A 10,749-nucleotide genomic window follows, 5' to 3' on the forward strand; every position below is an offset into this window, starting at 1 on the left:
CTCTGTGAGACCCCTTGCCCTCCCCCGGCCCCTCCCGCCTGCGGGAGGGGAGAAGAAGAGGGGCGAGCGCGGCTTGGAGTTTCAAACCACCGCCCGCTCCCCTATATCCCTTGAATGACCGCCACCGACCCCCGCTCGTTCCTCTACCGCGACACGCTGGACCCCGACGCCGCGTTGCGGCTGACCGCCAACGCCCTGGCGCGCGCGGACGATGGCGAACTCTATCTGCAATATAAGCGGTCCGAGGCGTTCGGCTTCGACGACGGGCGGCTGAAGACCGCCAGCTACGACACGCATTCCGGCTTCGGCCTGCGCGCGGTGTCGGGCGAGATGACCGCCTTCGCCCATGCCAACGAGCTGTCCGAGGCCGCGATCCAGCGCGCCGCGCAGACCATGGCGCTGATCGACCCCGCCAAGGGCGCCGCCGCGCCGCCGCCGCAGGGGACCAACCGCCACCTCTACACCGCGACCGATCCGCTCGACCTGATCCCCTTCGCCGAGAAGGTGTCGCTCTGCCAGACGATCGACGCCGCCGCGCGTGCGCGCGATCCGCGCGTGGTGCAGGTGTCGGTCGGCCTGTCGGGCAGCTGGAGCGTGGTCGAGATCGTTCGGGCCGACGGCTTCGTCGCCACCGATGTGCGGCCGCTCGTCCGGTTGAACATCTCGGTCGTGGTCGAACAGAATGGACGGCGCGAGACGGGCAGCTTCGGCATCGGCGGGCGTCACCTGTATGACCGCCTCGTCGCGCGTGAGACATGGGAGCGTGGCATCGACGTCGCGCTCAATCAGGCGCTGGTCAATCTCGACTCGGTCGCCGCACCGGCGGGCGAGATGACGGTGCTGCTCGGACCGGGCTGGCCGGGCGTGCTGCTGCACGAGGCGATCGGCCATGGCCTTGAGGGCGACTTCAACCGCAAGGGCACCTCGGCCTTCTCGGGCCGCATCGGCGAACGGGTTGCGGCGCCCGGCGTCACGGTGGTCGACGACGGCAGCCTGGCCGACCGGCGAGGTTCGCTGTCGATCGACGACGAGGGCACGCCGACACGCGAGGTCGTGCTGATCGAAGACGGCATCCTGAAGGGTTATATGCAGGACCGGCTCAACGCGCGGCTGATGGGCGTCGCGCCGACCGGCAACGGCCGCCGCGAGAGCTTCGCGCACGCGCCGATGCCGCGCATGACCAACACCTTCATGAAGGGCGGGCAGGACGATCCCGCCGAGCTGCTGTCGCGCGTCAAGAACGGCATCTTCGCCAAGTCGTTCGGCGGCGGGCAGGTCGATATCGTGTCGGGCAAGTTCGTCTTCTCCTGCACCGAGGCGTATCGGATCGAGAACGGGAAGCTCGGCGCGCCGATCAAGGGCGCGACGCTGATCGGCGACGGGCCGACCGTGCTGAACCGCGTGAAGGGTATCGGCAACGACTTCGCGCTGGACGAAGGTGTCGGCATTTGCGGCAAGGGCGGGCAGAGCGTACCGGCGGGCGTGGGCCAGCCGACGCTGCTGGTCGAGGGGCTGACCGTCGGCGGGACGGCCTTGGCGGCGTGAGACTATTCCTCCCCGCTGAGGGGAGGATCAATCCCGCTTCAACGCCCCATGCCCCGCACCCAGCAGCAGCGCGATCGCGCCGCCGCCGATCAGGTTGCCCAGCGTCGACAGCGCCAGGTTATGCGCGATACCCCCGATCGGCACCCCTGTCGGATCGAGCGCCCAGCCGAGCGGCAACAGCGTCATGTTGGCGATCGAATGCTCGAACCCGGCGGCGACGAACAGCGTGACCGGCGCGATCACCGCGACGATCTTGCCCGCGACCGTCTCCGCGCCGCTGGCCATCCAGACGGCGAGGCACACCAGCATATTGGCCAGGATGCCCGAGGCGATCAGCGTGCCGCTCGACTTGGCGGTCTTCGCCATGGCCGTTTCGCGCGCGACGGCGGCAACCGCGCCGTCGACCGCCTCGGTTCCGCCGGAGGCAAGGAACAGGCCGACCACGATCAGGCTGCCGACCAGATTGGCCAACCAGACCAGCCCCCATGCCTTGGCGAGCCCCATCCCCGTCACCCGTCGCTGAACGATCGACAGCGACAGCATCGCATGGCCGGTGAACAGATGCGTGCCCGTGACCATCACCAGCATCAACCCGCTGGAAAAGGCCAGGCCCGCCAGAAGAGGCGTGGCGCCCATGGCGGAGGGCATCCCCGCGCTGGCGATCAGATAGGCGATGCCGCCAAGGCCGATCTGCATGCCCGCCGCCACGCCCAGCCACAGCGCCGCCCCCATTTCCGCCGCACCCCGCTCCGCCATCGCATCGGCGACGGTCCGGGCCAGCGGTTCGCCGGTCGTATCGGTCATGACGGGCTCCCTTTCGCCTCTGCCTCAAAAGCCAACAGGCGGCGAACGGCTTCGATCCCGTTCCTGCTCAAAATTTGGGCAATGGCGGCGATATGCTGAATTTTTGGTGCATGATGATGGCCGATAAACGGGCGTGCCATTCGCATCCGCCCGGAAAAGTAACGAAAATGTAAACTGGCACACCCTTTGCGACGCTGTTCCTCGGGTAACGCAAAGGGGGCGCAGGTGAAGCTGATCATCGCTATCATCAAGCCGTTCAAGCTCGACGAGGTGCGCGAGGCGCTGACCACTTTGGGCGTGGCGGGCATGACGGTGACCGAAGTGAAGGGGTTCGGGCGGCAGAAGGGCCAGACCGAAATCTATCGCGGGGCCGAATACAGCACCAACATGGTGCCCAAGATCAAGATCGAGGTCGTCTGCGCGTCCGAGATCGCCGACCGCGTCGTCGAATCGATCCAGGCCGCCGCGAACACCGGCGCGATCGGTGACGGCAAAATCTTCATGCTCGATGTCGGCCAGGCCGTGCGCATCCGCACCGGCGAGACCGACGAATCGGCGCTCTGAGCAAGGGGGGATTTCGATGAAGCACATCACCAAGATGGCGACCGGCGCCGCAGGCCTCGGCCTGACGCTGTTCGCCGCGCTGCCCGCCTGGGCACAGGACGCCGCGCTCCAGTCGCCGCCCGCCGCCGCCACCGCGGCGACGGTGAACAAGGGCGACACCGCCTGGATGCTCACCTCGACCGTGCTGGTCATGATGATGATCCTGCCGGGCCTGGCGCTGTTCTATGGCGGCCTCACCCGCGCCAAGAACATGCTGTCCACCATGACCCAGATCGGCGCGGCGGCCTGCCTCGCGATGCTGATCTGGGTGATGTACGGCTATAGCCTGGCTTTCGGGCCGGACGTGTCGGGGGGCGCGTCCAACTTCATCGCCGGGCTCGGCAAGGCGTTCCTGGCGGGCGTGACCCCGGCGAGCCAGTCGGCGACCTTCACCGCGGGCGTCGAAATCCCCGAATATGTCTTCGTCTGCTTCCAGATGACCTTCGCCGCGATCACCGCCGCGCTGGTGCTGGGATCGGTGGTCGAGCGGATGAAGTTCTCGGCGGTCATGGCCTTCACCGCGGTGTGGCTGACCATCGTGTATTTCCCGGTCGCGCATATGGTGTGGGCTTCGTCGGGCCTGTTCTTCAAGGCGGGTGCGCTCGACTTTGCGGGCGGCACGGTGGTGCACATCAACGCCGGCGTCTCGGCGCTGGTCGCCTCGCTGATCCTCGGCAAGCGCATGGGGTATCCGACCACGCCGATGCCGCCGCACTCTCTGACGCTGACCGGCGTGGGCACCGGCCTGCTCTGGGTCGGCTGGTTCGGGTTCAACGCCGGTTCGGCGCTGGAGGCCAATGGCTCGGCGGGCCTGGCGATGATCAACACCTTCGTCGCGACGGCGTCGGGCGGCCTGTTCTGGATGCTCGCCGAGCGTCTGGCGGGGCATAAGGGTTCGGCGCTGGGCTTCTGCTCGGGCATCGTCGCCGGTCTGGTCGCCGTCACCCCGGCGGCGGGCAATTCGGGCCCGTTCGGCGCGATCGTGCTGGGCGCCATCGCCAGCGTGGTCTGCTTCTATGCCGTGTCGGTCCTCAAGCCCAAGCTCGGCTATGACGATGCGCTCGACGCCTTCGGTGTCCATGGCATCGGCGGCATGATCGGCGCGATCGGCACGGCGGTGGTCTATGCCCCGTCGCTGGGCGGTCCTGGGGCGGCGGACTATGCCATCGGTCCCAAGCTGCTCGTCCAGCTCGGCGCGGTCGCCACGACCATCGTCTGGGCGACCATCGGCACCGTCATCGCCATGTATGTCGCCAAGGCGATCACCGGCCTGCGCGTCTCGAAGGAAGTCGAGCAGGAAGGTCTCGACCTCGGCGAGCACGGCGAGCGCGCCTACAACTGATCGGGAGCGGGGGCGAAGAGAACCCCCGCACCCCACGACGTTCCTCCTGCGGACGACCTAAGCCCGGTGCGGCAACGCACCGGGCCTTTTTTGTGTGTGGGAGGGGGAGGGCTATTTCCCACCTTCGTTCAGCCTGAGCGAAGTCGAAGGCCACGCCATGCCCTATCGGCAACCGGAATCCCGTGCACTTCGACTTCGCTCAGTGCGAACGGAGGTTCGGGTACGGCGGAACGGCGGTTCGGGATGTGCAACGGGGAGGAGGGCTTACCGCCCCTTCGGCCCCGCCTGCTGCGCCTGCGCGGCCTTGGCCGCTTCATACTCGTCAAAGGTACGCGACAGCAGCGCCTGCGCCTCGGCCTCGGTCACCTTGCCGTCCTTGTTGGCATCGGCCTTGTCGAACCACAGGTCGGTCAGGCGCTGGGCATGGACGGCGTCGATTGCCTTCTTGCCGTTGCCCATCTTCATGATCGCGGCCTTCACCTCGGCCTTGGTCAGCACGCCGTCATGGTTGGTGTCGCGCGCCTTGAACTCGCGCGAGAATTTCGCGGCGGCGGACGCGCGGGTGTCCTGCGCCAGGGCAGGGGTGGCCAGCGTGGCGGCGATCAGACCGGCGACGAGAAAACGGGTCATGCACGGGACTCCATACGGAACTTCGCGGCCGCTCCTGACGGCCTTTGCCTGTCCGCGCAATGAACGAGGCCAAGGGAAGGTTGCGTGAGGGGCGTCGAGCGCATAGGGCGCGAGGCAAATCCATCCCCTATCCTCGAAGGACTTTGCCGTGAGCGAAGATATCAAGCGCGTCGTCCTCGCCTATTCGGGCGGCCTCGATACCAGCGTCATCCTCAAGTGGCTGCAGCAGCAATATGGCTGCGAGGTCGTGACCTTTACCGCCGATCTGGGCCAGGGCGAAGAGCTGGAGCCCGCGCGCAAGAAGGCCGAGATGGCGGGCGTGAAGCCGGAGCACATCTTCATCGACGATCTGCGCGAGGAGTTCGTCAAGGATTACGTGTTCCCGATGATGCGCGCCAATGCGCTCTATGAGGGGCTGTACCTGCTCGGCACGTCGATCGCGCGGCCGCTGATCGCCAAGCGCCAGATCGAGATCGCCAAGATGGTGAACGCCGACGCGGTCAGCCACGGCGCGACCGGCAAGGGTAACGACCAGGTCCGCTTCGAGCTGGGCTATTATGCGCTGAACCCGGACATCAAGGTCATCGCGCCCTGGCGTGAGTGGGACCTGACCAGCCGTACCAAGCTGATCGAATTCGCCGAGGCACACCAGATCCCGGTGTCGAAGGACAAGCGCGGCGAAGCGCCCTTCTCGACCGACGCGAACCTGCTGCATACCTCGTCCGAGGGCAAGGTGCTGGAGGATCCGTGGGATGAGGTCCCCGATTACGTCTATTCGCGCACCGTCAATCCGGAGGACGCGCCCGACGTGCCCGAGACGATCACCATCGATTTCGAGCGGGGCGACGGCGTCGCGCTGAACGGCGAGGCGTGCTCGCCCGCCACGCTGCTGACCAAGCTGAACGAGCTGGGTCGCAAGCACGGCATCGGCCGCCTCGACCTGGTCGAGAACCGCTTCGTCGGCATGAAGAGCCGCGGCATGTACGAGACGCCGGGCGGCACCATCTATGCGCAGGCGCATCGTGGCATCGAGCAGATCACGCTCGACCGGGGTGCCGCGCACCTGAAGGACGAACTGGCGCCGCGTTATGCCGAGCTGGTCTATAACGGCTTCTGGTTCTCGCCGGAGCGCGAGATGCTGCAGGCCGCCGTCAACTACAGCCAGGAGAAGGTGACCGGCACCGTCCGCCTGAAGCTGTACAAGGGCCAGGCGATCGTCACCGGCCGCAAGTCGCCCTACAGCCTGTATTCCGAAAAGGTCGTCACCTTCGAGGACGATCAGGGCGCGTACGACCAGCGCGACGCGGCGGGCTTCATCAAGCTGAACGCGCTGCGCCTGCGCCTGCTGGGACGTCGCGACCAGATCTGATTCGATCTCTCCGTTCTGAAGGGGCAGGGCCGAGATGGTCGATGACGGCCGACGGGACGGGATGACCGAACAGGGGGCGGGGCTGTGGTGGCAGTCCCGCCCCTTCCTGTTGCTGTGCGTGCTGGCCTCGGCGATCCCGCTGTTATGGCCTGCGGTGCCACCGCTGGGCGATATGGGCGACCATATCGCAAGCTATCGTATCCTGGCCGAGGCGGGGCAGGCGCCGTTGGCGCGCTATTATGCGGTGCATTGGGCCGCGGTCGGCAATCTGGGCGTCGAAGGGCTGGTGCTCGCGCTGCACCATGTCTTCGGCATGGGGGTGGAGCCCGCCGCCAGGCTGGTCGTCATGGCCATCCCGCCGCTGACCGTGGCGGGCCTGATCGCCCTGGCGCGAGAGGCGCATGGCCGAATGCCCGCCGGTGCGATGCTGGCCTTTCCGCTGGCGTACGGCCCCGCCTTCCAGATGGGCTTCGTCAATTTCTGTCTGGCGCAAGGCCTTGTGTTCCTGGCCATGGCGCTCTGGCTGCGGCTGGCGCGGACCAGAGGAGCGGCGTGGCGGATCGTCCTGTTCATGCTGCTCGCGCCGCTGCTGTGGCTGGTCCATGCGCTCGGCTGGGCGCTGCTGATGGCCTATGTCTTCGGCATGGAGGCGGGGCGGCTGGTCGAGCAGGGGCGGCGCTGGTCGGCGGCGGTAGTGCGTGCGGGCGTGACGGTGACGCCGATGGCGCTGCCCGCCCTGTGGATGATCCGGTCTGGCGGGAATCAGGTCGCGGGAGAGACCGGGCGCTGGTTCCTGTCCTACAAGCTGCGCTGGATCATGACCCTGTTCCAGGAACGCTGGATGGCGTGGGATCTGGCGGCGGTGACGGGGCTGTTGTTCTTCGCCTATGTCGTGATCCGGTCGCGCCGCCTGTCGGTCCGCCCGGTGCTGGGCGTGCCCGCCGCGATCGGGTTCATCGTCTTCCTCGCCCTGCCCTATCTGTTCCGGGGCGGGGCCTATCTCGACATGCGGATGCTGCCCCCGGCGGTGATGCTGGCTTTGCTGTCAGTGCACGGGCGCCCGGGGCGGTCGGAGCATGGGCTGGCGGCCGCCGCGATCGTCTTTTTCGTGGCGCGGCTGGCGGGCACGACCATCGCCTTCGCACAACTGGCGCAAGGGCATGATCGCGAGTGGCGAGCCATTGCCGCGCTGCCGCCGGGCGGCACGGTGCTGGTCCTGGACAATGTCGACGCCGAGTCACGCTGGGGAGCGCCCCGGCTGACCCATATCGGCGGGCTTGCCGTCGTTCGCGCGGGCGTGTTCACCAACGGCCAGTGGACGGTGCCGGGCCAGCATCTGATCCAGCCCCGCCTGGCCGGGGCCGGGCGGTTCGACCGTGACCCGTCCTCGCTGATCTTTCCGCCGGACGGCGAAGGAGGGCCGACCGACTTCGAGGATGCGATCCGCGATTTCGACCGATGCGCCTTCGATGCGGTCTGGACGATCGGTTTTCCCAAGGGGCGGGCTCGATCGCCTGATCTGACGCCGGTCTGGGCGCAGGGCAATTCCGCCGTCTATCGCGTTCGTCGCGGCCGATGCTTGTCGGACGCCCCTTCGGTCCGCTAGGCACCAGCAGATGAATGGGGGAAAGCTCAACTGGTGGCAGACGCGGTGGTTCGTGGCGGCGATGGCGCTGCTCGCCGCCGTGCCGCTGCTCTGGCCCACCGTGCCGCCGCTGGTCGACCTGCCGGGGCATATGGGGCGGTATCGCGTCCAGCTGGAATATGCCAATCAGCCCTGGCTGGCGCATTGGTATCGCTTCGAATGGCAGATGATCGGCAATCTGGGCATCGACCTGCTGATCGAGCCGCTCGCGCCGATCTTCGGGCTGGAGCTGGCGGTCAAGCTGATCGTCATCGCCATTCCGGTCCTGACCGTCACCGGCCTCCTCTGGATCGCGCGCGAGGTGCAGGGGCGTATCCCGGCGACCGCGCTGTTCGCGCTGCCGCTCGCCTATAGCTATCCCTTCCAGTTCGGCTTCGTGAACTTCGCGCTGGCGATGGCGCTGGCGCTGAACCTGTTCGGCCTGTGGCTGCGCATGGGGCGGCTGGGCGCGGTCAGACTGCGCGCGCTGATCTTCGTGCCGCTGTCCTGCCTGCTCTGGGTGGCGCATACCTTCGGTTGGGGTGTGCTGGGCGTGTTGGCCTTCTCCGCCGAGCTGATCCGCCAGCACGACATTCGCCGGGCCAAGGGCGCGCGCGGGGTGCGGGGCTGGGCCGAGTCCGCCTTCCATGCCGGGCTGGGCTGTATTCCGCTGGCGCTGCCCATGGTCCTGATGGTGCTGTGGCGTTCGGGTGCGGACGTGACCGGCAAGACCGGCGACTGGTTCAACTGGCGCTGGAAGATCAACTGGGTCACGATGGTGCTGCGCGATCGCTGGATGGCGTTCGACCTCGCCTCGGTCACGGTGCTGTTCCTCGTCCTGCTCAAGGGTGTGCGCGACGAGCGGGTCGAATATTCGCGCAACCTGGTGCTGTCGGCGGCCTTCCTGTTCGTCGTCTATCTGCTGCTGCCGCGCGTCGTCTTCGGCTCGGCCTATGCCGATATGCGGCTGGCCCCCTATGTGCTGGCCATCGCCCTGATCGCGCTGCGCCCGCGACGCGGGCTGTCGCTCCGTGGCGCCTCGACGCTGGCGATCGTCGGCCTGTTGTTCTTCGTCGTGCGGATCGGTGCGACCACGGTCAGCTACGTCATGTACAGCAACGATTACGACCGGGTGCTCACCGCGCTCGATCATGTGCCGCCGCGTGCACGATTGCTGACCTTTGTCGGCCGTCAATATTGCGCCGATGTCTGGCCCTCGAGCCGGTTGGAGCATGTCGCGGGCCTCGCCCTGGAGCGTAAGCTGGCCTATGCCAACGACCAATGGTCGATGGCCGGCGGGCAGTTGCTGACGGTGCGCTATGCCCCCGCCAAGCGGTTCGCGCATGATCCGTCGGAGATCGTGACCCAGCGGCGCTGTCGCGGGCAATGGTGGCGCCCGGTTGAAACCGCGCTGAAGCTGATGCCGCGCGACGCCTTCGACTATGTCTGGCTGGTCCATGCGCCGCGCTATGACGAGGCGCTGACGCGCGGGCTGACGCCGATCTGGCGCGAGGGCGACAGCGTGCTGTATCGGATCGACGATCGCCGCCCGATCATTGATCCCGCGGCCTATGAACTGCTCAGCCGTCCCTCGCCCGATGAGGACAAGCGGGCACCCGCGCGGCGCAAGGCGACCCCCGACAAGGACGATTAAGCCGGACTATCCCCGTCGGAACGGGGTCAGCTCCCCCAGATACCCGCTCTCCGCCTCGATCGCCTGACGCTCACGTTCCACGAACTCGGCGACCGCGCGGCGAAAGGCGGGGTGCGGGATGTAATGCGCCGACCAGGTCGGCACGGGGACATAACCCCGCGCCAGCTTGTGCTCACCCTGCGCGCCAGCTTCCACCGTCGACAGCCCGCGCGCGATGGCGGCGTCGATGGCCTGGTAATAGCATAGCTCGAAATGGAGGAAGGGCACTTCCTCGACCGCGCCCCAATAGCGGCCATAGAGCGTATCCGCGCCGATCAGGTTGAGCGCCCCCGCGATCGGCACCCCGTCGCGCATCGCAAGGATCAGCAGCACCTTGTCGCCCAGCTGCTCGCCGATCCGGTCGAAGGCGGCGCGGGTCAGATAGGGCTGGCCCCATTTGCGGCTGCCCGTATCCTGATAGAAGACCCAGAAGGCATCCCAATGCTCGGGGCGGATTTGGTCGCCGGTCAGGTGGCGGATGGTCAGCCCCGCGACGGCGGCGGCACGTTCCTTGCGGATCGCCTTGCGCTTGCGGCTGGCGAGCGCGTCCAGGAAATCTTCGAAGCTGCGATAGCCGTCATTGCGCCAGTGGAATTGCACACCCTCGCGGATCAGCCAGCCCGCCGCCTCGAAATACGGCACCTGATCGGGCGCGACGAAGGTAACGTGGGCGGACGATAGTTCGTTCTGGTCGGTCACCGCCTCGATCGCGGCGATCAGCGCGGGCGCGAGCGCGGGGTCGCGCAGCAGCAGTCGGGGACCGGGAACGGGCGAGAAGGGCGCGGCGACCTGAAGCTTGGGGTAATAGCGTCCCCCGGCGCGCTCCCAGGCGTCGGCCCAGCCATGGTCGAAGACATATTCGCCCTGGCTATGCGCCTTGAGATAGGCGGGGGCGATCGCGGCGGGCTGTCCGTCGGGGCCGTCGATGACGATGGGGGCAGGCGTCCAGCCGGAGCGGCCGCCGACGCTGTGCGACGTTTCCAGCGCGGTCAGGAAGGCATGGGAGACGAACGGATTGGCCGTGCCCGCGCAGGCGTCCCACTGGTCGGGGGACAGGGCGGCGACGCCGGACAGGATACGCGCGACGGCGGTGGTCATCGCGGTGGGATATGCGGTGTGGAGTGGGGTGGGACAAGGGG

Annotated in this window: 10 protein-coding genes; 6 read left to right on the top strand and 4 right to left on the bottom strand. The window is 67.5% G+C overall.

From position 1 onward, the window contains the following. The first annotated feature begins 114 nt into the window (after window positions 1-114). Window positions 115-1,545, top strand: a complete 1,431-nt coding sequence (tldD, locus tag NS355_RS07780) for a metalloprotease TldD (RefSeq protein ID WP_058745188.1) — start codon at window positions 115-117, stop codon at window positions 1,543-1,545. 27 nt (window positions 1,546-1,572) lie between these two features. On the opposite strand, the gene NS355_RS07785 is transcribed toward tldD, so the two are convergent. Further along, the gene (locus tag NS355_RS07785; protein ID WP_058745189.1) at window positions 1,573-2,349 is read right to left on the bottom strand and encodes a formate/nitrite transporter family protein; all 777 of its coding nucleotides are present in this window, start codon (window positions 2,347-2,349) and stop codon (window positions 1,573-1,575) included. Next, on the bottom strand, window positions 2,346-2,588 hold the full coding sequence (locus tag NS355_RS18685) for a hypothetical protein (protein ID WP_153008123.1): 243 nt from the start codon (window positions 2,586-2,588) through the stop codon (window positions 2,346-2,348). Before NS355_RS18685 ends, NS355_RS07785 begins: the two co-directional genes overlap by 4 nt. Between NS355_RS18685 and NS355_RS07790 the strand changes: the two genes are divergently transcribed. Then, on the top strand, window positions 2,575-2,913 hold the full coding sequence (locus tag NS355_RS07790; RefSeq protein ID WP_042488306.1) for a P-II family nitrogen regulator: 339 nt from the start codon (window positions 2,575-2,577) through the stop codon (window positions 2,911-2,913). The two genes, NS355_RS18685 and NS355_RS07790, sit on opposite strands and share 14 nt — an antisense overlap. A gap of 16 nt (window positions 2,914-2,929) precedes the next feature. Next, complete coding sequence (locus NS355_RS07795) at window positions 2,930-4,294, top strand: ammonium transporter (protein ID WP_058745190.1); 1,365 nt, start codon at window positions 2,930-2,932, stop codon at window positions 4,292-4,294. Window positions 4,295-4,558: 264 nt separating this feature from the next. On the opposite strand, the gene NS355_RS07800 is transcribed toward NS355_RS07795, so the two are convergent. After that, complete coding sequence (locus tag NS355_RS07800; RefSeq protein WP_058745191.1) at window positions 4,559-4,924, bottom strand: EF-hand domain-containing protein; 366 nt, start codon at window positions 4,922-4,924, stop codon at window positions 4,559-4,561. 148 nt (window positions 4,925-5,072) lie between these two features. Here NS355_RS07800 and NS355_RS07805 point away from each other — a divergent pair, with 148 nt between their 5' ends. Genes NS355_RS07805 through NS355_RS07815 form a run of 3 tightly spaced genes read left to right on the top strand, consistent with a single transcriptional unit; the run spans window position 5,073 to window position 9,571 of the window. Further along, window positions 5,073-6,293 carry an argininosuccinate synthase gene (locus tag NS355_RS07805; RefSeq protein WP_058745192.1) on the top strand — a complete coding sequence of 407 codons (1,221 nt, stop codon included), beginning with the start codon at window positions 5,073-5,075 and terminating at the stop codon, window positions 6,291-6,293. A 34-nt stretch (window positions 6,294-6,327) separates the two neighbouring features. Next, entirely contained in the window at window positions 6,328-7,899 is a 1,572-nt protein-coding gene (locus NS355_RS07810; protein WP_058745193.1) for a hypothetical protein, read from the top strand. A gap of 10 nt (window positions 7,900-7,909) precedes the next feature. Then, window positions 7,910-9,571: a hypothetical protein gene (locus NS355_RS07815; protein ID WP_058745194.1), complete on the top strand. Its 1,662-nt coding sequence runs from the start codon at window positions 7,910-7,912 to the stop codon at window positions 9,569-9,571. Window positions 9,572-9,577: 6 nt separating this feature from the next. Here the strand turns inward: NS355_RS07815 and NS355_RS07820 are convergent, their stop codons facing one another. Next, a complete protein-coding gene (locus NS355_RS07820; protein ID WP_084787690.1) occupies window positions 9,578-10,708 on the bottom strand; it encodes a GNAT family N-acetyltransferase in 1,131 nt (376 codons plus the stop codon). Window positions 10,709-10,749 lie beyond the last annotated feature (41 nt).

This window comes from Sphingomonas yabuuchiae, assembly GCF_001477495.1.
GTDB classification, from domain to species: Bacteria; Pseudomonadota; Alphaproteobacteria; order Sphingomonadales; family Sphingomonadaceae; genus Sphingomonas; species Sphingomonas yabuuchiae_A.

What these genes read in the sequence shown, in the direction of transcription:
- tldD (WP_058745188.1), top strand. Translation starts at nt 115, where the DNA reads ATGACCGCCACCGACCCCCGCTCGTTCCTCTACCGCGACACGCTGGAC.
- NS355_RS07785 (WP_058745189.1), bottom strand. Translation starts at nt 2,349, where the DNA reads ATGACCGATACGACCGGCGAACCGCTGGCCCGGACCGTCGCCGATGCG.
- NS355_RS18685 (WP_153008123.1), bottom strand. Translation starts at nt 2,588, where the DNA reads ATGATCAGCTTCACCTGCGCCCCCTTTGCGTTACCCGAGGAACAGCGT.
- NS355_RS07795 (WP_058745190.1), top strand. Translation starts at nt 2,930, where the DNA reads ATGAAGCACATCACCAAGATGGCGACCGGCGCCGCAGGCCTCGGCCTG.
- NS355_RS07800 (WP_058745191.1), bottom strand. Translation starts at nt 4,924, where the DNA reads ATGACCCGTTTTCTCGTCGCCGGTCTGATCGCCGCCACGCTGGCCACC.
- NS355_RS07810 (WP_058745193.1), top strand. Translation starts at nt 6,328, where the DNA reads ATGGTCGATGACGGCCGACGGGACGGGATGACCGAACAGGGGGCGGGG.
- NS355_RS07815 (WP_058745194.1), top strand. Translation starts at nt 7,910, where the DNA reads ATGAATGGGGGAAAGCTCAACTGGTGGCAGACGCGGTGGTTCGTGGCG.
- NS355_RS07820 (WP_084787690.1), bottom strand. Translation starts at nt 10,708, where the DNA reads ATGACCACCGCCGTCGCGCGTATCCTGTCCGGCGTCGCCGCCCTGTCC.